This window comes from Clostridium sp. UBA1056 (genome assembly GCA_002316385.1).
Lineage (GTDB): Bacteria > Bacillota > Clostridia > Clostridiales > Clostridiaceae > Clostridium_J.
The window spans coordinates 64,111-89,595 of record DCDL01000056.1 but is presented as its reverse complement, the minus strand read 5'-3'; the positions used below and the strand labels follow the sequence as shown (position 1 = coordinate 89,595).

At 30.5% G+C, this 25,485-nt stretch carries 17 protein-coding genes; 16 read left to right on the top strand and 1 reads right to left on the bottom strand.

Annotation, left to right across the window (positions count from 1 at the left end; all coding sequences use genetic code 11):
* Positions 1-339: 339 nt before the first annotated feature.
* The 6 genes from B3W71_RS15350 to B3W71_RS15325 all read left to right on the top strand — a co-directional run bounded on the left by B3W71_RS15350 (position 340) and on the right by B3W71_RS15325 (position 10,538).
* On the top strand, positions 340-1,494 hold the full coding sequence (locus B3W71_RS15350; protein WP_346889814.1) for a glycerate kinase: 1,155 nt from the start codon (positions 340-342) through the stop codon (positions 1,492-1,494).
* Positions 1,495-1,505: 11 nt separating this feature from the next.
* Positions 1,506-2,771, top strand: a complete 1,266-nt coding sequence (locus B3W71_RS15345; RefSeq protein ID WP_346889813.1) for a GntP family permease — start codon at positions 1,506-1,508, stop codon at positions 2,769-2,771.
* Positions 2,772-3,214: 443 nt separating this feature from the next.
* Positions 3,215-3,961 (top strand): transglycosylase domain-containing protein, encoded by a 747-nt coding sequence (locus tag B3W71_RS15340; protein WP_346889812.1) that lies wholly within the window; start codon positions 3,215-3,217, stop codon positions 3,959-3,961.
* Positions 3,962-4,169: 208 nt separating this feature from the next.
* Complete coding sequence (locus B3W71_RS15335; protein WP_346889811.1) at positions 4,170-5,576, top strand: L,D-transpeptidase family protein; 1,407 nt, start codon at positions 4,170-4,172, stop codon at positions 5,574-5,576.
* A gap of 241 nt (positions 5,577-5,817) precedes the next feature.
* Positions 5,818-6,720, top strand: coding sequence for a metallophosphoesterase family protein (locus tag B3W71_RS15330; RefSeq protein WP_346889810.1), 903 nt, complete (start codon positions 5,818-5,820; stop codon positions 6,718-6,720).
* 374 nt (positions 6,721-7,094) lie between these two features.
* Positions 7,095-10,538 (top strand): pyruvate carboxylase, encoded by a 3,444-nt coding sequence (locus tag B3W71_RS15325; RefSeq protein WP_346889809.1) that lies wholly within the window; start codon positions 7,095-7,097, stop codon positions 10,536-10,538.
* A gap of 144 nt (positions 10,539-10,682) precedes the next feature.
* Here B3W71_RS15325 and B3W71_RS15320 read toward each other — a convergent pair whose 3' ends face one another.
* Positions 10,683-11,192: a ferritin gene (locus tag B3W71_RS15320; RefSeq protein WP_346889808.1), complete on the bottom strand. Its 510-nt coding sequence runs from the start codon at positions 11,190-11,192 to the stop codon at positions 10,683-10,685.
* A 344-nt stretch (positions 11,193-11,536) separates the two neighbouring features.
* On the opposite strand from B3W71_RS15320, the gene B3W71_RS15315 reads away from it, so the two are divergent.
* From B3W71_RS15315 to B3W71_RS15270, 10 genes are all read left to right on the top strand, one after another.
* A complete protein-coding gene (locus tag B3W71_RS15315) occupies positions 11,537-11,824 on the top strand; it encodes a DUF503 domain-containing protein (protein ID WP_346889807.1) in 288 nt (95 codons plus the stop codon).
* Between the two features lie 204 nt (positions 11,825-12,028).
* On the top strand, positions 12,029-12,961 hold the full coding sequence (locus B3W71_RS15310; protein WP_346889806.1) for an NAD(P)/FAD-dependent oxidoreductase: 933 nt from the start codon (positions 12,029-12,031) through the stop codon (positions 12,959-12,961).
* Between the two features lie 30 nt (positions 12,962-12,991).
* The gene (locus B3W71_RS15305; RefSeq protein ID WP_346889805.1) at positions 12,992-13,222 is read left to right on the top strand and encodes a glutaredoxin domain-containing protein; all 231 of its coding nucleotides are present in this window, start codon (positions 12,992-12,994) and stop codon (positions 13,220-13,222) included.
* A gap of 558 nt (positions 13,223-13,780) precedes the next feature.
* Positions 13,781-15,508, top strand: coding sequence for an ABC transporter ATP-binding protein (locus B3W71_RS15300; RefSeq protein ID WP_346889804.1), 1,728 nt, complete (start codon positions 13,781-13,783; stop codon positions 15,506-15,508).
* Positions 15,508-17,295 carry an ABC transporter ATP-binding protein gene (locus B3W71_RS15295; RefSeq protein ID WP_346889803.1) on the top strand — a complete coding sequence of 596 codons (1,788 nt, stop codon included), beginning with the start codon at positions 15,508-15,510 and terminating at the stop codon, positions 17,293-17,295. The genes B3W71_RS15300 and B3W71_RS15295 overlap by 1 nt, the downstream gene beginning before the upstream one ends.
* 341 nt (positions 17,296-17,636) lie before the next feature.
* Complete coding sequence (locus B3W71_RS15290) at positions 17,637-21,218, top strand: 5'-nucleotidase C-terminal domain-containing protein (RefSeq protein WP_346889802.1); 3,582 nt, start codon at positions 17,637-17,639, stop codon at positions 21,216-21,218.
* Positions 21,219-21,395: 177 nt separating this feature from the next.
* Positions 21,396-22,109 carry a phosphatase gene (locus B3W71_RS15285; RefSeq protein ID WP_346889801.1) on the top strand — a complete coding sequence of 238 codons (714 nt, stop codon included), beginning with the start codon at positions 21,396-21,398 and terminating at the stop codon, positions 22,107-22,109.
* Positions 22,110-22,220: 111 nt separating this feature from the next.
* On the top strand, positions 22,221-23,660 hold the full coding sequence (locus B3W71_RS15280) for an FAD-dependent oxidoreductase (RefSeq protein ID WP_346889800.1): 1,440 nt from the start codon (positions 22,221-22,223) through the stop codon (positions 23,658-23,660).
* On the top strand, positions 23,653-24,522 hold the full coding sequence (locus B3W71_RS15275) for a tocopherol cyclase family protein (RefSeq protein ID WP_346889799.1): 870 nt from the start codon (positions 23,653-23,655) through the stop codon (positions 24,520-24,522). The genes B3W71_RS15280 and B3W71_RS15275 overlap by 8 nt, the downstream gene beginning before the upstream one ends.
* A gap of 168 nt (positions 24,523-24,690) precedes the next feature.
* Positions 24,691-25,443, top strand: a complete 753-nt coding sequence (locus tag B3W71_RS15270) for a hypothetical protein (protein WP_346889798.1) — start codon at positions 24,691-24,693, stop codon at positions 25,441-25,443.
* Positions 25,444-25,485 lie beyond the last annotated feature (42 nt).

Here is a 25,485-nt window from a genome sequence, read left to right as displayed (position 1 = left end):
TTTATTTTCAGATGCCTTAAAAATTAATATAGGAATTAATAGGATTTGATAAATAATTTTGTTAATAGCTGTCTCAAAGTTGATTAAGCTTTAAATTTTGTTGAATTTGTTCTTATAACTAATATTAGATATAAATTCAATAATAAAATAAAGATTAATTAAAATGAAATTTGAGGCAGCTTTTTGTTTACAACTCATTTTTATGTAAAAAATTTTAAATTTTCAAATTCAATATTAAATATACCAAAAATGAAGAAATGAAAACGTACTATTTTGGTGTATGTAACATAGATGTGAGGAAAAGCCTTTGATATAATTTTATAAAAGGGGGATGCAGCGATGAAAATTGTAATTTCTATAGATTCTTTAAAAGGAAGCTTAACTTCCATTGAAGCAGCTAATGCAATAAAAACTGGAATATTAAATGTAGATAGTAACTCGGATGTAATAATAATGCCCTTGGCAGATGGGGGAGAAGGAACTGTAGATGCCTTAGTAGAAGGTATGAATGGCGAAGCAGAAATTATTTCTGTTACAGGACCTGTAGAAGAAAAAGTGAATGCTAAGTATGGAATATTAAGAGATACCAATACAGCAATAATAGAAATGGCTCAAGCATCAGGCTTTGCACTAGTTCCGCCAGACTTAAGGAACCCTTTAAAAACTACTACATATGGAGTTGGAGAAATAATCAAATCTGCCATAGAAAAGGGATGCAGAAATTTTATAGTAGGCATAGGTGGAAGTGCTACCAATGATGCAGGAGTAGGAATGCTACAGGCATTAGGATATGAATTTTATGATGAAAATAATGAATTAGTGGGGCGTGGTGGACAAGTTTTAAATAAGATAAAGAGTATAAAAATTGACAATAGATTAAAAGCATTAGATGATTGTACCTTTAAAATAGCTTGCGATGTTACTAATCCACTATATGGAGAAAATGGTGCAGCTTATATTTATAGTCCACAAAAAGGTGCAACACCTGATATTGTAGAAGAATTAGATAAAGGCCTTAGAAATTTTGCGCAGATTGTACAGAAGGAAATAGGAAAAGATATAGCTCACATAGAAGGTGTGGGAGCAGCAGGAGGACTTGGTTTTGCATTTCTAGGATTTTTAAATTCAAAATTAGAGTCTGGAATAAAGATAATATTAGAAGAAATAAAATTAGAAGAAGCTATAAGGGATGCAGATTTAGTTATAACTGGTGAAGGAAGATTAGATAATCAAACAGCTATGGGGAAGGCACCAATAGGTGTGGCTAAACTTGCTAAAAAACATAATGTTAAGGTTATAGCAGTGGCAGGATGCACCACGGAGGATGCTGTTAAGTGTAATGAAGAAGGAATAGATGCTTATTTCTCCATAATAAATACAGCTATGACTATAGAAGAAGCAATTAATAAAGAAACAGCAATGAAAAATATGACATCAACAGTAATACAAATTTTTAGACTTATTAAAGTTATGCAGCAAAAAAATATTAAATAGGAGTGACGATAATGGAGGTACAAATTACAACATTAGGGGCTTTACTAGGACTTACGGTAGCAATAGTATTAATAATTAAAAAGGTACAACCTGTATATAGTTTAATATTAGGCGCCGTAGTAGGAGGTTTAATAGGTGGAGCTGGAATTGAAGGAACAGTAAGCGTAATGATAAGTGGAGCCAAAGATATTATGCCAGCAATCCTTCGTATAGTAACTTCTGGAGTTCTAGCAGGAGTACTTATTAAGACTGGAGCAGCAGCTAAAATTGCAGATCAAATTGTAAAGAGTTTGGGAGAAAAAAGAGCACTTTTTGCCATAGCACTATCAACCATGATACTTACAGCTGTAGGAGTGTTTATAGATGTAGCAGTAATAACAGTAGCACCTATAGCCCTTGCAATAGCAAAGAAATTAGGATATTCGCCAATGGTTATACTTCTAGCTATGATCGGTGGAGGTAAGGCAGGAAATCTAATATCTCCAAATCCCAACACCATAGCAGCAGCAGAAAATTTTGGAGTAGAATTATCATCATTAATGGCAGCTAATATAATTCCAGCAATAATAGGACTTGTAGTTACTGTAATATTAGCATCTTTACTTAATAAAAAATATAGAGGAGTAAAGGAAACCGATATTGAAGCAGATATTGAAGAAGTAGAAGAATTACCATCTTTCTTTGCAGCAATTATTGGACCTATAGTAACTATAATTTTACTAGCTTTTAGACCATTATTAGGAATATCAATAGATCCGCTTATAGCATTACCTGTTGGAGGTATTATAGGAGTATTAGTTATGGGAAAAGGTAAAAATATTAATGAATATTTAACCTTTGGACTTTCTAAAATGATGCCAGTAGCAATACTTTTAATAGGTACAGGTACTGTAGCAGGAATAATAAAGGCATCAGGATTACAAGCAACAACTATAGAAATACTTAATGCTTTAAATATGCCAGCCTTTCTATTAGCGCCAATTTCAGGTATATTAATGTGTGCAGCTACAGCTTCAACTACTTCAGGTTCAACTATAGCATCAGCCACATTCTCACAAGCAATAATAGGAGTAGGAATCTCACCTTTAGGAGGAGCTGCTATGGTTCATGCTGGAGCTACAGTTCTTGACCATTTACCACATGGGTCCTTCTTCCACGCAACAGCAGGAGCAGCTGGCATGAGCATAGGACAACGTTTAAAATTAATACCATATGAATCTTTAATTGGATTATCTATGACTTTAGTTTCTACAGTTATATGGGGAATTATATTATAGATTAATAAAAAGCCTACATCATAAATTATATGAAAATAATACTATCAGTAAAGGAAATTTATAAATTCTTTATTGATAGTATTTTTATTTCTAAATATTGTTCTAAACTGAGATTTTGTGACTATAATAGTATATAATCCCAAGAGGCTTTTGTAAAATAAGCTAATCTAAATAAATGTTGAATAAGCACTTATATTACAAAAGTGTAAGACAAGTGTAAGCTATTTCGATAACGCATAAATACTAAAAGGATTATAATAAACTCATAAGATAACAAAAGGAGCTGATTGTATGAAAAAAGTTTTTGATGTAATTAGTGTTATATTTCTAGTATTATTTATTGGTTATAATGAAGAAAAGTTTAATTTAAGTATATAATTCAAGGTATTACAATATATGAAGATTAAATAAGTACTATTTAAAATATTAGAGGAGGAGTTGCAATGAAAAAGTTATTGAGTAAAATTACTTTAGGATTTATTGTTTTGATAACAGTAATTGGAGTTTTTATTTTTCAAGATGGACATTCTTTATATAAGTCTGCTACCTCTGAAATAGGGGTACAAGAAAAGGTTAATAGCATAAGAAACAATGGTGATTATGTGACTATAGATAATATTTCTAAGGATTTTTTAAATGCCATAGTCTCCGTTGAGGATCATAGATTTTATGAGCATAGAGGAATAGATATAGTAGCTATAGGAAGGTCAGTTGTTAATAATATTGAAGCTGGTAGAGTAGTTATGGGTGGAAGCACAATAACTCAACAACTAGCTAAGAATTTATTTTTTACTCATGAGCAAAAGATACAAAGAAAGGTCGCAGAAATTTTTGTGGTTAGGGAATTAGAAAAGAACTATTCTAAAGAAGAGATATTAGAATTGTATGTAAATGTAATATATTATGGTGATGGATATTCGGGAATTAAACAAGCAACTAGTGGATACTTCAATACGTCTCCAAACCAAATAACTCTATCTCAATCAATAATGTTAGCTGGATTACCACAATCTCCAGAGAATTACGCTCTATCTAAAAACTATGAGAGAGCTAAGGAAAGAAGCGAGGTTGTATTAATGGCTATGATAAGAAATAATACTATTTCAAGAGAAGAAGTAGAATTGATATGTAATGGCGATATAGATGAAAATTTGAATAAATCTATATTAGCTTCTGAGGTTATAAATTAGTGGTTATCATGAATCATAGATTAAGATTTATAGATTGTGCTTTAATAATAAGTACAATCTATATTTTTGTACTTTAAAAGTGTCATTAAAGTGGTATTATATAATATATATGTAATTATAGAAATATGTTTATATATAGTATATTATTGTAAATAGGTATGAGAAAATCTTTTTATTTGCAATTGTTGTTTATGTAGGGGAGGATATTATGGATATTAAAGAGCAAGAACTAGAAAAAAGTGTGAATCTAAGAAAAAGAACAATTATAGTCATTATAATTTCTCTTATCACTTTACTGATTGTATATCTGGGCACATCTCTATATTTTATGGATAGGTTTTATTTTGGCTCTAAGATTAATGGAGTTAGTGTTACTGGAAAAACCACAGAAGATATAGAAACTGATATATTAGCAGAAAATGAAGCATATATACTAAAGCTAAAGCAAAGAGGTAATGTTGAAGAAAGTATCAAAGGAAGAGATATAGAATATAAATATAATCTAGAAGATATAATTGAAGATTTAAAGGAGAGCCAAAGTGGTTTTGGATGGATTTATGGAGTTTTTAAGACTAATGATTATAAATTAAAGAAAGAAGTATCTTACAATGAGGAGTTGTTAAAAGACAAATTTGATAGTCTGAATTGTTTTAATGGTGATAATATAATTGAACCTGAAAATGCTAAAATAGAATATGAGAATACTGAATATGTAATTAAAGAAGAAGTCCTTGGAAATAAGATAAATAAGGATATACTATATAACAAAGTTCAGGAAGCTCTTAATAATGGGGATAAGGAAATAAATTTAGAAGAAATTAAGGTTTATGAAGATCCACAATATACTGCTAATTCAAAGGAAGTTGTAGAAGCTAAAGATATTCTTAATAAGTATATAGGTTCATCAGTTACCTACAATATTGGTGATCAAGTAGAGGTATTAAATAGAGAGACTATTCATAATTGGCTTTATACTGATGAGAATTTTGGAGTAGTTATTGATGAAGTAAAGGTAAGAGAATATGTAAATTCACTGTCTGCTAAATATGATACCTTTGGCTCTACAAGAAGCTTTAAAACATCGCTAGGTACAACAGTAAATGTTGATGGAGGTAACTATGGATGGTGGATTAATTACAATGAAGAGATACAAGCTTTATTAAATACTATAAAAGAAGGTAAAAGTGAAGAAAGGCAGCCTATATATGCTCAAACAGCTGCATCCTATGGGCCAAATGATTATGGAAACACTTATGTAGAAATTAATTTAACAACTCAGCATATATGGCTTTATAAAGATGGAGTATTAATGGTAGAAGGTCCTATTGTTAGTGGAACTGCAAATAGTAAGTATGCCACACCATCAGGCACTTATGGTTTAACTTATAAAGAAAGAAATGCAATTTTGAGAGGAGAGAATTATGCAGCACCAGTAAGTTACTGGATGCCTTTTAATCAAGATATAGGTATTCATGATGCTACTTGGCGTTCGAATTTTGGAGGACAAATCTATATAGCAGATGGATCTCATGGATGTATAAATACACCTTATAATGTTGCTAGTACAATATTTGAATATATAAACCAAGGTTCACCAGTAATATGTTATTTTTAGTTAGGATTTATAATAAATTTAATGTAATATATTCTGAAATACTAAATTATTAATATAATGTTTAATAGGTATAGAATTAAGAACATAGGGTATTTAAGCCCTATGTTTTTATTTATCCTTTGAACTCTTTTTAACGAAGTTGAATAATATATAATCACTATAGAACTATTTAAGAATTATTAACATAAATCTAATTATATAATACTATGTTAATATGAGAAAGTTTGAAGTTGGTAATGGAATGAACATATTAAAACGTATATCTAGAATCTTTGAAAACGCAGAAGAAATTTCATTTGATGATTCTTCAAAGTTTGTATTGATGAGTGATTGTCATAGAGGAGATGGAAGTTGGTCTGATAATTTTTTAAAGAATCAAAATATTTATTTTGCAGCGTTAAGTTATTACTACAAAGAAGATTATACTTATATAGAACTTGGAGATGGAGATGAGCTTTGGGAGAATAGTAAAATTTCAGAAATCATAAATGTTCACAGTGATGTCTTTAGGCTTTTTTCTAAGTTTTTAAAAAAAAATAGGCTTTATTTTATATATGGAAATCATGATATGGTTAAAAAGAATAAGAAATATGTTAAGGATAATTTATATAGATGTTTTAGAGAGCGAGAGAAGAAATATATTTCTTTATTTGAAGGAGTAAAGGTTCATGAGGGATTAATTTTAAAGTATAAAGTTACAGAAGATAAGATTTTGTTAATTCATGGACATCAAGGTGATTTTATAAATGATGGGTTTTGGAAATTAGGGAGATTTTTAGTAAGATATTTATGGAGGCCTCTTGAAAATATAGGTGTAAATGACCCTACAAGTACAGCTAGAAATTATGATAAAAAAGAAGAGGTAGAGAAAAGGCTTACTAGATGGATAATGAAAGAGAAACATATGTTAATCGCAGGACACACCCATAGACCTAGATTTCCTAAAGTTGGAGAGAATCTATATTTTAATGATGGTAGTTGTGTCCATCCAAGATGTATTACAGCTATTGAAATTATAAGTGGTAACATTACTTTGGTAAAGTGGCAGGTTAAAACTAGGCGAGATAATACATTATTCATAGGAAGAGAAGTCTTAGCAGGTCCTAATAAGCTGATAGATTACTTTAATACAAATAAAGTATAGATAACAAATTAATTCATAATAATTTATTTTATAAAATTATACTTATATGAAACTATATATTTTGATATGATGCAAATCAAGGTATATTAATGAATAGAGGCGATTTGAAATAGTGTAACTAATACTATTTTAAATCACCTTTTTTAGTTTATAAATAGCTTGTTGCAAGTTTTAAAAATAATAAATTCAGTTGTACACATTATTTTCTTAAAAATGCTATACTTAATAATAAATGTGTGATATAATTTAAAACATGTTATTGGAATTCAATTATTTTGGTTAAAAGATTATATTTTGCATAAACTAAAGATTATATTTTACATAAACTTATAAGGTTTTTATTTAAAAAGAATAAAAGATGGTGGTGTTTTTTTATGACTAAGAAAAAATTTAAAAGAGTATTAGTAGCAAATAGAGGAGAAATTGCAATAAGAATATTTAGAGCTTGTCATGAGCTTGGGATAAGAACTGTTGCTATATATTCTGAGGAGGATAAGCTTTCTCTTTTCAGAACAAAGGCTCATGAAGCATATCAGATTGGAAAAAATAAAAGTCCTGTTGATGCTTATCTAAATATTGATGAAATAATTAATCTTGCATTAAAAAAGCATGTAGATGCCATCCATCCAGGTTATGGATTCCTATCTGAAAATCCTGAATTTGCTAGAAAGTGTAAAGAGGCAGGTATAGAGTTTATAGGACCTAAATCAGAAATGATGGATAGGTTAGGAGATAAAATAAAATCTAAGATTGTAGCAAAAGAAGTAGGAGTACCTGTAATACCAGGAGTTGAAAAACCAATTACTTCAGAGGCTGAAGCAATTAAATTTGCAAAAGAATGTGGATATCCAATCATGCTAAAGGCTGCTGCCGGTGGTGGTGGAAGAGGTATGAGGATAGTAAGAAAAGAAGAAGAACTTATAGAGTCTTTTAAAAGTGCTAAAAACGAGGCTAAGAAAGCCTTTGGAATAGATGATATATTTATAGAAAAATATCTAGAAGGACCTAAGCATATTGAGATTCAAGTTCTTGGAGATAAGCATGGTAATATAGTTCATCTTTACGAAAGAGATTGCTCAATACAAAGAAGACATCAAAAGGTTATTGAGTTTAGCCCAGCAGTATCACTAAGTGAAGAAAAAAGACAAGTTATATGTGCTGATGCATTAAAGATTGCAAAATCTGTAGGATACATAAGTGCAGGAACTTTAGAGTTCTTAGTAGATATCCATGGTAATCACTATTTTATTGAGATGAATCCAAGAATACAAGTAGAACATACTGTTAGTGAAATGACTACAGGAATAGATATAGTTCAAAGTCAAATTTTAATAGCACAGGGATATAGTTTAGATTCTAAGGAAATAGGTATCTTTTCACAGGAGGATGTAAAACCAAGAGGTTTTGCAATCCAATGTAGGGTAACTACAGAAGATCCTTCAAATAACTTTTCTCCTGATACAGGGAAAATAGATGTATATAGAACAGGTTCAGGATTTGGTATAAGATTAGATGGAGGAAATGGATTTAGTGGAGCTGTAATTAGTCCTTATTATGATAGTTTGCTTGTAAAGACAACAGCATATTCTAGAACCTTTGAGGATACAATTAGAAAATCCATACGTTCCATTAAGGAGTTAAATATTACTGGAATTAAAACTAATATAGATTTCTTAATAAATGTATTAAATAATGAGACCTTCAAAAGAGGAGAATGTGATACTAATTTCATAGCAGACAATCCTCAATTATTTGATATAAAGCCTAGAACTGATGAAGAATATAAGGTTTTAAAAATCATTGGAGAAAAAATAGTAAACGAAACTAAAGGAAATAAGAAAGAATTTGATGTACCAGTTATACCAGTTATAGACTCTTTAGAAGGTATACAAGGTACAAAGAAAATATTAGATGAACAAGGCCCAGAGGGTGTTGTTAATTGGATCAAGAATCAGAAAAAACTATTAATCACTGATACAACTATGAGAGATGCACAGCAATCCTTAATGGCTACACGAGTGAGAAGTAGAGATATGTTTAACATTGCAAAGGCAACCTCAGCCTATGGAAGAGATTTATTTTCTCTTGAGATGTGGGGTGGAGCTACCTTTGATACAGCTTACAGATTCTTAAAGGAATCTCCATGGGAAAGACTTGAAGAATTAAGAAAAAGAATTCCTAATGTTATGTTCCAAATGCTAATAAGAGGAGCTAATGGAGTAGGATATAAAAATTATCCGGATAACGTAATAAGAGAATTTATAAGAGAATCTTCAAAGAGTGGTATAGACATATTTAGGATTTTTGACTCACTTAACTGGCTAAAGGGTATAGAGACATCTCTAGATGAAGTTTTAAACTGTGGAAAATTAGCAGAAGTAGCTCTATGCTATACTGGAGATATTTTAGATGTAACTAGGGATAAATATAGTCTTGAATATTATGTAAATAAGGCTAAAGAAATAGAAAAAATGGGAGCTCATATACTTGCTATAAAGGATATGTCTGCATTACTTAAACCTTATGCAGCTAAGAAGCTTATAAAAGCATTAAAAAATGAGATTTCAATACCTATTCATTTACATACCCATGACACGACTGGAAATGGTGTAGCAACTGTGCTTATGGCAGCAGATGCTGGAGTAGATATTGTAGATACAACCTTTAATAGTATGTCTGGCTTAACTAGTCAACCAGCTCTAAACTCTGTAGTAGCAGCTCTTGAAAATACAGACAGAGATACTGGTATAAATGTAAGTGAAATTCAAAAGTTATCAAATTATTGGGATGCAGTAAGACCAGTATATGAACAGTTTGAATCAGGACTTAAGTCAGGAAGAGCAGAAATTTACAAATATGAGATTCCAGGGGGACAATATTCAAACTTGAAACCTCAGGTAGAAAGTTTTGGACTTGGTCATAGATTTGAGGAAGTTAAATCTATGTACAAAGAGGTAAATAATATGGTAGGGGATATAATAAAAGTTACACCTTCTTCAAAAATGGTAGGGGACATGGCTATTTTCATGGTTCAAAATGGGTTAACTTCTGAAAATATATGTGAAAAAGGAAGAAATATGGCTTTCCCAGATTCAGCAGTATCTTATTTCAAAGGAATGATGGGTCAACCAGAAGGTGGATTCCCAGAGGAACTACAAAAAATAATTTTAAAGGGTGAAAAGGCTATAACTGGTAGACCAGGAGAGTTATTACCACCAGAAGACTTTAATAAAATTGAAGAATATTTAAAGGATAAATATAAATATACTCCATCTAAGAAGGATGTTATTAGTTATGCTTTATATCCTGAAGTATTTGAAGACTTCTTAAAATTTGTTTTAGAGTATGGTGATGTAAGCCGTATGGGTAGTGATGTATTCTTCCATGGACTTGCAGAGGGGGAAACCTGTGAAGTTGAAGTTGCAGAAGGAAAGACACTTATAGTTCAATTTATAGAAATAGGTAAATTAGATTCAGAGGGCTATAGAACTCTAGCCTTTGAGATTAATGGAAATAGAAGAGAAATTAAGATAAAAGATAAAACAGCAAGTGCTTTAAAGAGTAATGGTAAAGATAGCTCTATAAAGATGGCTAATGCTGAAGATAAGCTAGAAATTGGAGCAAGTATTCCTGGAACTATAATTAAAGTCTTAGTAGAAAAAGGACAACAAGTTAAAGAGGGAGATAGCTTACTGACAATAGAAGCTATGAAGATGGAAACTAATATAGTGGCTCCTATGAATGGTACTATTGACTCTATCCTTGTTTCAGAAGGACAACAAGTAAAAACAGGACAATTACTAGTAAGTTTAAAATAATATTTTAAATTATTAGTAAAATATATAGCCTATAAATAAATTAAAATATATTATGAACATGAAAACCTTACTTAATAAAAATATTAAGTAAGGTTTTCATTAATAACTATTTAGTTTCTATGTTTTGAAGTCATTATGATTCTATTAAGCTGTTGTGGGTGGAGTAAACACTCTTGTAGCAAGCTCTTCATCTAACATGTATAAAGCTGCTGGATTATTTTCAGCTCTTTTAATCTTTTTAAGAAGAGAATTAAAGTTATTTTCTTCTTCAACCTGCTCATCAATGAACCATCTAAGTAGACTAATAGTTGCATGCTCTTTTTCTTCAGAAGCAATATCCGCTAGCTTATAAATTCTACTTGTAACTAGCTGTTCGTGATTGTAACCATTCTCAAATACATCTACAATATTTTCGTAGTTACATTTAGGTTTTCCAATGCTTTCTAGTTTGACAACACCGTTCTTTTGAAATATGTAATCATAAAGTTTCATGGCATGAAATAATTCTTCTTGAGCTTGAACTCTAAAGAAATTAGCAAAGCCACTTAAATCAATTGACTCAGCATAGGCACCCATGGCTAGATAAGTGTAAGATGAATAAAATTCAAAGTTAACTTGGTCATTAAGATTTTTAAGTAAATTTTCGCTTAACATTATTGTATCTCCTTATAATTTTTAATTTTATTATAATAATTTAAATGTTTTATCAGTATTTTACGTGATTTTGAATAAACCTCCAAATCAGATAACTAAAATAGTTTAATAATGGGAATAAATATACAAAGTTCTAAGATATTGCAGGAAGTAAATTTCTTTAAAAATATATTACTGAAAGACTTAAAATCTTTCATATATAGCTTAAAGAATATAATGCTTACCATAGATACAATTAGTATACCCATTCCTCAAATATTAATCTCGTATTTTTTATTCACAAGAAGTATAATCTCATAAGAGAGTACAAAACATAAGATATTAAATTAATGGAGTGAAAATATATGAAGATACTACTTATGCGTGTAACCTTAAGAGCTAGCTGGGTACACTCTTTAAAGGAAAAGCGAATGGTTATAAAAAGCTTAATGCAAAGATTGAAAAATAAGTTTAATATTTCTGTTGGAGAAGTGGATGAACAAGATATACATCAAACATTAGTTATAGGGATTACTGGGGTTTGTGGTAGCTCAGCTCAAGTTGATTCTACTATAGAGAGCATAATAAGTTTTATAGAAGAGAATACAGACGCAGAAATAATTAAAGTAGAGACTGAAGAAGATATATTTTAATATAAGGCTAATTTATTTAAATAAAAAATTTTAGAATGTATTTTTAAGGCGAAAATTATAATACTATGAAAGAAAAATTAAAAATATAAGCACTAGTTACTTAAAAGTAACTAATTGCACTAATTTAATTGAGAAGGTATATTAATTGTATAAAATTAAATTTTGTTATAAGTAATTAAGTGCAATTTATGGGAGGTGAAATCTATGGGAAAAGAAATTAAAGAAATTGATCTTATAATTATTGGTGCAGGACCAGCAGGGCTAACAGCAGCCATATATGCTTCAAGAGCTAATTTAGAGACTTTAGTTTTAGAAAAAGATATAATAGGTGGTCAAGTAAGATCAAGTTATACCATAGAAAATTATCCAGGATTTAAAATAATAAAGGGAAATGAATTAGGAGATAGAATTCAAGAACAAGCTGAAGCTCTAGGTGCTATAGTTGATGAATTTGATTTCATAGAAAAAGTAGTTTTAAAAGATGAAGAAAAAATAGTTGAGACAGGAGACTATATATATAAACCTAAAGCAGTAATAATTGCAACAGGTGCTACACCAGTAAAATTATCTATACCTGATGAGAAAACCTATGAAGGAAAGGGTATTCATTATTGTGCAGTATGCGATGGAGCCATATATAAGGATGAAGTTGTAGCTGTAGTAGGTGGAGGCAATGCTGCTTTAGAGGAATCTATGTTTTTAGCTAAATTTGCTAAGAAAGTGATAATTATAAGAAGACATGATTACTTTAAAGGAGAGGCAAAGACAATAGAAGAAGTGAAAAACACACCTAACATAGAAATCATGTATAATTGGGATTTAGTAAATGTAGATGGAGATGGATTTGTAGATAAAGCTATAGTAAAGAACACTAAAACTGGTGAAGAAAAAAAAGTTTCAGTTAAAGCAGTGTTTGGATATATAGGAACTGAACCTAAAACAGATATGTTTAATGAATATATAAATTTAGATAATAAAGGGTACATTCTTGCTAATGAAGGTATGGAAACTAATGTTAGAGGTGTATTTGTGGCAGGTGATGTAAGAGTAAAGGAATTTAGACAAATAACTACTGCTGTAGCTGATGGAACCATAGCGGCTTTACAAGCAGAAAGATATATAAATAGCAACAAATGATTAATGTAAGAGTACAAGGGAGGAATAAAAATGGTAAAGGTATATTCAGTAGAATGGTGTCCGGAGTGTGTTAAACTAAAAAAATATTTAGATAAACAGAGTGTAGAATTCGAAGAAATAATAGTGGCAGATTCTAAAGAAAAAAGAGATGAGGTTATAAAAGTGTCAGGACAAATGACAGTACCAGTTATGACTGTAAATGATAGAATAATTGTAGGATTTAAAAAAGCAGAAATAGACAATGCTATAAAGGAAATGTAATAATAAAATATTGCAATCAATTATTTAGGCTTTCTGTAACAGTTTTACACTTGTTATAGGAAGCTTAATTTTATCGAGAGTGTGAAATTATTTCTATAAATCTAATCACTTCTTTTGTGTTTTCTCTTAAATTATCCTTGACTCTCTTCTTAGGGGATATCCCATTATCATTATGAAGTATTTTCAACAAAATACTAAATTAAAATTTAATTATATGACTTGAGATTTATCTATTTTATTGGATTACTTCAATTGAATTTTAGTAAATTTTCATGTGATTGTGTTTAGGATTGTAAATTAAATTAACTGCATAGTTTAACTATAATTATCATATTCTAATGGTGTTAGATAATAAAAACAATTTGTAAATTATTAATTTTAAATATAAATGATTTTATATTAGTTGATATTATTGATATATAGAAACATTGATATATAAGTTCCAATAAATAAAATTCATTAATATGTCTTAGTGTAATCTAGGATTGTAAGCAAATTTAATGTAGAAACTTTAATAAAACTTATATATAAAAATACTTACAAAGGGGGAGCTATATAATGAAGTTAATTTTAAAGTATTTAAAAAATTATAAACTACTTTTTATGATTAATGTCATATCAGTATTTGGTTTTATTCTAGTTGAATTAGGTATTCCAACTATAATGGCTAGAGTTATTGATAAGGGAATAGCTAATAGCGATATAAATTATATAAAAACCATGGGACTCATAATTGTAGTTATTTCTATAATAGGTGTTTTAGGAACAATTTTATTAGGGTATTGTTCATCTAAAATATCTACTAGTATAACTAGAGATATCAGAAACGATATATTTAAGAAATCACAAGAGTTTTCTCATAGTGAATATGATAGATTTGGTATATCATCAATGATTACTAGAACCACTAATGATGCATTCCAAGTAATGCAATTTATAAATATATTACTGAGATTAGCCTTGATTACGCCAGTAATGTTTATAGTAAGCTTAGTGATGATACTTAAAACAAGTTCATCCTTATCAAGTATATTAGCTGTTACATTACCATTTATAATTATTGGTGTATTCATAATAGCTAAAATTTCTCATCCTTGGTCAGAGATTCAACAGAAAAATTTAGATAAATTAAACAGAATATCTAGAGAAAATCTTACAGGAATAAGGGTAATAAGAGCCTTCGGTAATGATGATCATGAAAGCGAAAGATTTGCCGAAACCAATAAGGACTATACTCAGATTTCAAGGAAGCTTTTCAAGCTTATGTCTATATCTCAGCCAAGCTTCTTCTTAATACTTAATTTAGCAGTCATAGCCATATTTTGGATTTCTAGTAACATGATAAATGTGGGAACTCTTCAAGTTGGACACTTAGTTGCTTTTATAGAGTACTTATTCCATGCTATGTTTTCACTTATGTTATTTTCAACTGTATTTATTATGTATCCAAAAGCACAAGTTTCGGCTAATAGAATACAAGAGTTATTAGATGCTAAACCTATTATTAAGAATCCAGAGAATGGAATCAAGAAAAGTAATAATGAAGGAACTGTAGAATTTGATAAAGTTACATTTACTTACCCAGATGGGGAGGAGCCTGTTCTTAAAGATATTTCATTTAAAGCTAAAAAAGGAGAAACCATTGCATTTATAGGAAGTACTGGTAGTGGAAAGAGCACATTGATAAACCTAATTCCTAGATTTTATGATGTTACTGAAGGAAGCATAAAGATAGATGGAATAGATGTTAGAGAATATGATTTGAAATCTTTGCGTAAAAAGCTGGGGTTTATTCCTCAAAAGACCAGATTATTTACAGGAAGTATAGAGACTAATATCAGATTTGGTAAAAAGAAAGCTACTACAGAAGAGGTTGAATATTCTTCAAAGATAGCACAGGCCTATGATTTCATAATTAAAAAGCCTAATAAATTTGAAGAACTAATAAGTGAAGGTGGAGCTAATGTATCTGGAGGTCAAAAGCAAAGAATATCTATTGCTAGAGCTATAATAAGACGACCTGAAATATATATCTTTGATGATAGCTTCTCTGCCTTAGATTTTAAAACAGATGCAATACTTAGAGGTAAGCTTAAAAAAGAAACTAAGAATTCAGTAGTTTTAATAGTTGCTCAAAGGATAAGTTCTATTATGGATGCTAATAAAATTATAGTATTAAATGAAGGCGAAGTAGTTGGCGTAGGAACTCATAAAGAACTACTTAGAAATTGTGATATATACAAAGAAATAGCATCATCACAATTAACAAAGGAGGAATTAGCATAATGAAAAATATTAAAAGTACAATAAATAAAATTTCTCCATTTGTGAAACCTTATAAGTGGCCATTTATAGGTGCCATAATATTTGTAATTATAGCAGCAATTTTTACTGCCCTCGCGCCTATGACCGAAGGTTTAATTATAACTCAGCTTACTAAAGATGCCTTTGATATGGCTAAGGGAATAGCAGGAGCTTCAGTAGACTTTGATTATATAATAAAAATACTGATAGTCTTAGCATTCATATATATAGGAGGTACAGCATCAACCTATACAGCTAGCTTTCTATTAACTAATGCAATTCAAAATACCATGAGAGACTTAAGAAATACTGTTCAAGATAAAATTAGGAGATTACCAGTAAGTTATTTTGATAAAAATAGTTATGGAGATATATTAAGTCGTATTACAAATGATATAGATACCATATCTAATGCATTGCAGCAAAGTTTTGTTCAAGTAGTTAATGCGGTCCTCTCATTAACTTTAGCCGTAATAATGATGTTTACAATAAATGTGACAATGGCATTAGTCGCTATACTTATAATACCTATAAGCTATATTATATCTAGATTTATAGTTGTTAGATCTCAGAAACTGTTTTATAATCAACAAAAGGCTTTAGGAAACCTAAATGGTAAGGTTCAGGAGATGTACACTGGCTTTAATGAGATAAAACTATATGGAAAGCAAGAAGATGCTATAAGAGAATTTGGAGATATTAATCAGGAACTTTGTAGTACCGGATTTAGAGCTCAATTTATATCAAGTATAATGTCACCCCTAGTTTCTTTAGTAAGTTATTTAGGAATTGCAGCCATTGGAGTATTAGGTGCAATTAATGCTATAGCCGGTGTCATTACTGTAGGGAATCTACAAGCATTTATTCGTTATATATGGCAGATAAACCAACCTCTTTCTCAAGTAACACAGTTATCTTCAGCTATACAATCAGCCTTTGCTGCAGTAGATCGTGTATTTGAGATATTAAATGAAGAGGAGGAAATTCCAGATAAAGAGGATTCAATAAAATTAGAAAATCCATGTGGTAATGTTACCTTTGAACATGTTAAGTTTGGATATAGTGATGACAAACCACTAATAAAGGACTTAAGTGCAGAGGTTAAGAGCGGACAAATGGTTGCTATTGTAGGCCCTACAGGAGCAGGTAAAACTACCCTTATAAACTTACTTATGAGATTTTATGATGTCAAAGGTGGAGCTATAAAGATAGATGGAGTAGACATTAGAGACATGAAGAGAGAAGATTTGCGTTCAATCTTTGGAATGGTACTTCAAGATACATGGCTATATAATGGTACAATTTACGATAATATAAAGTATGGTAGATTTGATGCTACTAAAGAGGAAATAATAGAAGCTGCTAAGGTAGCTAATGTACATCACTTTATAAAAACTCTTCCTGATGGATATAACATGTTTTTAAATGAAGAAGCATCTAATATATCTCAAGGTGAAAAGCAGCTATTAACTATTGCTAGAGCTATAATATCAGATCCAGCTATACTAATATTAGATGAAGCAACAAGTTCTGTAGATACTAGACTAGAGCTATTACTTCAAAAAGCTATGCAAAATATAATGAAGGGAAGAACAAGTTTTGTTATCGCCCACAGACTTTCAACTATTCGTAATGCAGATTTAATTTTAGTTATAGATGAAGGGAATATTATTGAGCAAGGAAATCATGAAGAACTAATGGCAAAGGGTGGTTTCTATGAAAAACTTTATAATAGCCAATTTAGAAATAAAGAAGAAATAAGTAGTTAAATATTATTAAAAAACGTCTCTTTTAAGAGGCGTTTTTTATATATAAATAGCTTACTTTATAACTTTTTAAAATGTTCTATAGTGGCTTTTTCAAAAAAGCTAATCTAAATAAATATTGGAGGAGCACTTATATTATTAACGCTCNNCGTATACACTCAAACAAGTTGTGTTGCTTACAATTTTAACAAGGGTTTAAGTTATAATTTAGGTCAAATTTTGTTAAATATATTTACATAATATACATAAAAGTATTGAAAAGCAAAACGATGGATAATACAATATAAAGTGCAAGGAGTATAAAAATTATATTTTTTGTTATATTATACTTAGGGGGAAATGATATGAAGGAGAAAAAAAGACTCACGGCATTTGTGATGTCATTAATTTTGCTTGTAACATTAGTAATGCCAGTAAATACTACTAGAGTATATGCAGAAGATAATGACAAGACCAATGCTAATCAAGCAGTGGTTGCCGATCCGAACAATGTAGTAATACAAGTGCTAGCCACTACAGATTTACACGGAAAGTTTAAAAACTACGATTATGCTACAGCTTCAGTTGCGGCAGGAGGTTTAAACCAAGTTGCAACAGTAGTTAAGGAAGAAAAAGCAAAAAATCCTAATACTATAGTTGTAGACAATGGTGATACTATCCAAGGAAACTACAATCACCTATTCTTAACAGAAGAATATTTAGATAATAATACTAATCCAATGATTTTAGGCATGAGTGAAATTGGGTATGATAGCTTTAGTTTAGGGAATCATGAATTTAACTATGGAATGAAAGTCCTAGATAAGATTAAGACCCAAGCAGAAGCAAATAAAATGGCTGTTCTATGTGCTAATCTTTATAAAGATGGACAAAGGGTATTTAATCCATATGTTATAAAGGAAGTTAATGGTATAAGAGTTGCTACCATAGGAGTTGCTACAAATCATATAACTAGATGGGATGCAGATAAACTAGTTGGATATCAGCCAACAAATCCAGCACAAGAAGTTAAGAAAGTTATAGAAGAAATAAAAGCAGGCCCAGGTGCGGATATTTTCATAGTAACATCACATATGGGACTAACTTCAGAGTATGGAGATGGTGATAGTGCTACAGATATAGCTAACATAAATCCAGAAGTAGCTATGATAGTTGCAGGACATAGCCATACAACTATACCAAATCAAACAGTTAATGGAGTATTAATTACTCAACCAACAAACGCTGGGCAAGGTGTATCAAAGACTCAAATCGAAGTAAATAAGACAGGTTCAACAGTAAAAGTTGTAAATAAATCCTCAGAAGTAATTAAGCTAGCTAAGGATTCTAAAGAAGATGAAGGTTTAAACGCAAAGCTACAAAAATATCATGATGCAGCTATAGCTGATGGAAAAACTCCAATCGGCGAACTAGTTGGAGCAGATTTAGCATCAGCAGATGAAATAAATGGAATACCTCAATCATTTGTAAGTGATGAAGGTGTAACAGATTTAATTAATGAAGTACAACTTTATTATAGTAATAAGCATTTAGAGTCTAAAGGCATTGACACTAAAGCTAATGATTTTCATCATGTATCAGGAGCTGCAATGCTTTCTGCAACTTCTAATTTAAAATCAGGCACTATTTCAAAGTCTGATTTAACTAATATATATAAATTTGATAATAAGTTATATACAATTGAGACTACTGGAAAGCAGATTAAAAAATACTTAGAATGGACAGCTCAATTCTATAATACATTTAAAGAAGGAGACCTTACTATTTCCTTTGATAAGAATTTTGCATCTTATAAATATGACATGCTTAGTGGTGTAAAATATGATATAAACATATCTAAACCTGTAGGAAGTAGAATAGAAAACTTATTCTTTAATGATGGAAAAGCAGTAGCAGATACTGATGTTGTTTATTTAACAGTAAATGACTATAGATATAGCTCTAACTTAGCTCCAATATTTGATGCAGGCGAGCATAAGAAGATATATGAGTCTACTAATGATACTCTGTCTGACGTTAGAGATATGATTGCTAAATATATAACTGAAGTAAATGGTGGAAAGATAAGCAAAAATGTAGATAATAACTGGAAATTAACAGGAGTTAAATATAATACTGCATTAAAAGATGCAGTTGTTACTTTAATAAATGATGGAACTCTTGAACCAGCTATGAACTATGGAATAATTAGTGAAGCATTAACTTGGGAACAAGTAGAAGCTCAGTTAACAGCAAAGGGTAAAATCGAAAAATTAGAAGAACTTAAAGCTTTAAAGGGTAGCAATATAATAGATATTTTAAGTTTTAATGATTTCCACGGTAATGTACTAGAATCAGGTAAAAATATCGGCGCTGCTAAATTAGCTGGCGTTGTAAATCAGTATAGAAATAAAGCTAATAGTGAATATGGCGTTATACCAGTATCAGCCGGTGATTTATATCAAGGTACTGCTATTTCTAATCTTACAATTGGTAAACCAGTAAGTGTTATGCTTAAGGATATGGGACTTGAAGCATCTGCTATAGGTAATCACGAATTTGATTGGGGTATTGATAATGTTAATGCTTGGTCAAAAGAAGGAGGATTCCCATTCTTAGCTGCCAATATAGTTAAAAAGGGAACAGAGGAAAACGTAAGTTATGCACAACCATATAAAGTAGTTGAGAGAAATGGAGTAAAAATAGGATTAATAGGAATATCCACTCCAGAAACAGCAACTTCTACTTTATCTGAAAATGTAAAAGACGTAGATTTCTTAGATCCAGTAAAGACTGTTACTAAATATAATAAAATACTTAGAGAGACAGAAAAGGTGGATGCCGTAGTTGTTATAGCACACGCTGGAGCATATCAAGATAGCAATACAAAGGTTATAACTGGAGAAGCTGCTGATATAGCAAGAGTAGAGGGCGTAGATGCTGTAGCTGCAGGTCATAACCATGCTGTAGTTTCAGGAAAAGTTGATGGAGTACCTGTAGTAGAAGCTGGATATAATGGTAGAGGCTTAGCTAAACTTAGATTTACTTTTGATGGTAACAATAAGCTTTTAAATGTGGAGCCTAGCGTTGAAGTATTTCAAGGAATAGAGGCTACTCTTCCAGTAGATGAAGATGTACTAAATGGAGTAAACAATATAAAAGAAAGTTTAAATGGCATATTAGGAGAAAAGGTAACTTCCCTAAAAGAACGTTTAAGCCATGATAATAGAAATAGTGAAGTAACTCCACTTGGCGTAACTGTAGCAGAAACTATAAGAAATACAGTAGGGACTCAAATAGCTGTAATTAACGGTGGTGGAATTAGAAGAAGTCTAGAAAAGGGAGATGTCACTGTTGGTGATATGTACGAAATTCTTCCTTTTGATAACACTATAGTAACTCTTGAAGTTAAGGGTTCAGACTTATATAAAATTATTGAACACGGAATTAACACTGACGGATTTGGATGGGGTCAATATGCAGGTATAAAAGCTTGGTACAACCCAGAAGATGGTAAGGTTTCATCTATAAGATTAAATGATGGAACTAAAATTGATATGAATAAATACTATTCTGTAGCAATAAATGATTTCATGCTAACTGGTGGAGATAAATATGATTTCTCTAACGCTAAAAATGTAGTTAATACAAATGTAGTTATGAGAGACTCAATGGCTGAAGCATGGAAGAAAAATGGTGTACCTGAAGTAGACTTTAATGTGCTAGCGGCAGGAGAAGATACAACTGTAGATAAGCCTACTGAAGAAACAGACATACCAACTAATCCAAACAAACCAAATGATCCAACTAATCCAAACAAACAAAGTAAGCCAGGTAAATTACCTAAAACTGGTTCTCCAGTAACAACAGATGTATTTGCGGTTATGGGAGTTATGACAATAGCATTAGGTGGATATATCGCTAAGAAAAAGAAAAAATCAGCATAGTAATTAAGAATTAATATAGCTGTCTATTGGTAGAAATTATTTCTACCAATAGACAGTTTTTATGAATATCTTAAATAAAAGGGGAAGTTTCTACTATCCCTTTTTTATTATGTAGTTTTAGGGTAAGATATAGGATAGTGACAGGACTAAAGAAAAGTAAAGTAATGGAGGGATATAATGAAGGCTTTAATGGATTTACATACTCACACTATTTCTAGTGGGCATGCTTACAGTACCTTAAAGGAAAACATTGAGGAAGCTAGAGAGAAGGGGCTAAAGGTCCTTGGAGTTTCAGATCATGCTATATCTATGCCAGGTACAGCTCATGAATATTATTTTAATAACTTAAAGGTAATTAGAGATGAAATTATGGGAGTTAGAGTACTAAAGGGAATAGAAGCTAACATAATGGATTTTGAAGGAAGAATAGACGTGCAAGAGGAGTTAGCGCTAGAGCTTGATTATGTTATAGCTAGTATGCATCCACCTTGTATAACACCAGGAACCATGGAAGAGAATACTAATACTTTAATAAAGGTTATGGATAATCCTTATGTTAAAATCATAGGTCATCCTGATGACAGTAGATTTTCTTTAGATTATGAAAAAGTAGTATTAGCAGCTAAGGAAAAAAATATGGTATTTGAAATGAATAATACCTCTATATCTCCAAGGAGTTTTAGAAAAAATGCTAGGGAGAATCAGATAACTTTATTAAATCTATGTAAAAAGCATGGAGTTAAAATAATTATGGGAAGTGATGCTCATATTTATTATGATGTAGGAGAGTTTTCATCATGCTATGGGTTACTTAAGGAAATAGATTTTCCTGAAGAACTTGTTTTAAACTTTAATATGGATTCATTAGAATATATATTAGGAAAAAGATAATATAGGGTGGTATATCAACAAAATGTTATGTTTATGTGGATATACCACTTTTATTAATAATTAATTGTGTATAAAATCACTAAAATGGAATACTATTTACGAGGTGATTTTATGAAATCCGTATGGAGTGAAAGTTGTAACTTTAAAAAGAGAGAATCCTTAAATGGAAATATAGAAACAGAAGTAGTAGTTATAGGAGGTGGTATAGCAGGATTATTAACAGCATACTTATTAAAGAAAAAAGGAATAAGTGTAGTTATAATCGAAGCTGAGGAGATTTGTAGTGGAAATACAGAAAATACTACTGCAAAGATAACTTCCCAACATGATTTAATTTATGATAAGTTAATTAAAGAATTTGGAGAAGATAGGGCAAGACAATATGCAACGGCTAATGAGTTAGCTATAAAGAAATATAAAGAAATAATTGAAGAAGAAAATATTAAGTGTGATTTTGAAGAGAAGGATGCATACTTATATACCTTGGATAATGTTCAGGCACTAGAAAATGAATTAGATGCAGCAACTAAGCTGGGAATAAAAACTGAGCTTTTAGAAAATACAGATTTACCTTTTAAAGTTAAGTCAGCTTTAAAGTTTTATAAGCAAGGGCAGTTTAATCCTCTTAAATTTTTAGAAGTTATTTCTGAAGATTTAACCATATATGAAAACACTAGGGCTTTAGAAATTAAGGAAGATTTAGTTGTTACAGATAAAGGTATGGTTGCTGCTAAGGCAATAGTAGTAGCTACTCATTATCCAATCATGAATACACCAGGATATTACTTTTTAAGGATGCATCAGGAGAGGTCTTATGTTATAGCCTTAGAAAATGCTCAAGATGTCAATGGTATGTACATTGGTATTGATAGCTGGAACTATTCCTTTAGAAATTATAAGAATTTACTATTGCTTGGTGGAGGTGCCCATAGAACTGGTAAGAATGAGTCTGGTGGTAAGTATGAAGAATTAAGAAGAGTAGCAAGAAAGTTATACCCTAATGCCAAGGAAAAATATCATTGGTCGGCTCAAGACTGCTTTTCTGTAGATGAGATACCTTACATAGGTCAATATTCTACTGAAACTCCTAATTTATATGTGGCAACAGGATTCAAAAAGTGGGGTATGACATCTTCTATGGTGTCAGCTATGATTTTATCTGACATGATATCCGGAAAGAAAAATGATTTTGCAGAGATATTTTCTCCTACAAGGTTTGATATGTCTGCATCAAGTAAAAATCTAAAACAGGATGTATTAGAAACTGCAAAGAATTTCATAGCACAAAAGATTTATATTCCAAGTGAACAGGTAGAGAATGTTGAAACTGGTCATGGTGGAATTATAGAATATAAAGGAGAAAAGGTTGGAGTATACAAAGATAATGAAGGGAATATCTTTACGGTAACTACGAAATGTCCTCATTTGGGATGTGAGCTTCAGTGGAATTCTGATGAATTATCATGGGATTGTCCTTGCCATGGCTCTAGATTTGATTACAAGGGTAATTGGATAGAAAGTCCTGCTACTAGAGGCCTACATGATGAGTAGTTTCAAAGCTTATGCTAGAAAAAAGGATTTCTTTGAAGGGTGGTATTTTAAACATCAGAAGGGTGAGAATACTATAGCTTTTATACCTGGTATAAATATTGATAATAAAGGAAATAAATCAGCATTTATACAAGTGATAACTAATAGAAATTCCTATAATATAAATTATAGTTTTTCTAAGTTTATAGTTTTTAAAGATAAATTAAAAATAAAAGTTGGAGAGAGCATATTTTCTTCAAAGGGTGTTGAAATCCACATTAAGGATGAGAATTTAACTATAGATGGAAAAATAGAATATGATTCATTAACTCCTACAAAGTATGATATTATGGGACCTATGGAATGTAGCCATGGTATTATTAGTTTATATCATAAGTTAAGAGGAACCTTGACTATTAATGGTGAAGAGATAGATTTTCAAGATGGAGTTGGGTATATTGAAACAGATCAAGGCAACTCTTTCCCTAAAACTTATCTATGGACTCAATGTAATGATTCTTATAATGAAAAAATATCTATAATGGCAGCTATAGCAGACATTCCTTTTATGTGTATAAATTTTAAAGGGTGTATATGCGTTGTATATTATAAAGGAAAAGAATATAGATTAGCTACTTATAATGGAGTTAAAATTCTTAGATATAATTGTAAGTCATTAATTTTAAAGAGGGGTAAGTATGAATTAGATATAAAAATTACAGATGAAAATCCACAAAAGCTATTGGCACCGTCTAGAGGTAATATGAGCAGAACTATTAATGAAAATGTAGCTTGTGAAGCTAACTTTAAATTCTATATAGACAATAATTTAGAGTTTAATATTAATAGTGATAACTGTAGCTTTGAATATGTAGATAAATAAAATTTTAATTATGTATTTATCATAATAAATTAATGTATACTTAAGATAAGGGCTTTCGCAATAATTCAAAGATGAGTTTATTTTGCGATAGCCCTTAGTATTTCTAGGGAAATTAAAAAATATAGGGCTGTAAATACCTATAAACTTAATTAGAATGGAGGCTTTAATTTGAAAAAAAACTTATATGAGTATGTAGAATCTATAAAAAGGTTGCCAATAAGAGATAAATATACTAAAGAAGAAATATTAACTAAAGATTTTTTAATAGAGAAGGAAAAAGATATAGAGATATATTATGCTCCACATAATGAGTACATAAATCCAAAAGCTAAGATTTTTATAGTTGGTATAACTCCAGGATTTCAACAGATGAGCACTGCCATTTCTGAAGCCAGAAGGATGTTAGAAATAACTAATGATATTAATGAAATTCAATATAGATGCAAGATTGCAGGTAGATTTAGTGGAAGTTTGAGAAAAAATATTATATCTATGCTAGATGATATTAAATTAAATGAATTTCTTGGACTAGTTAGCTGTAGTGAGTTATTTAAAGATAAGGACTATCTTTTACATACAGTTTCCTTAATACCATACTCTGTATTTGTTAAAGGTAAGAATTATACAGGTCATACACCCAAACTAATAAAAAGCGAGTTTTTAATGAAGTATGTTTATGATAATTTCGTTAAAGAAGTAGGCAGTTTAGAAGATGTAATTATAATACCACTAGGAAGAGCTGTGGAGAAGGTTCTTGAAAAGCTAGTGGAAATGCAGGTTATAAATGAAAGTCAAATACTTAAAGGTTTTCCTCATCCTTCAGGAGCTAATGTAAATCGATTAACTCAGCTAGAAGAAAACAAAGAGGATATGATTAAGTTTCTAAAATATAAGCTTAAGGCATCTTCAAAAAATAAATAAGTCAGAATGCTCATCTATTTTGTGTTATCTGATGACTACCCG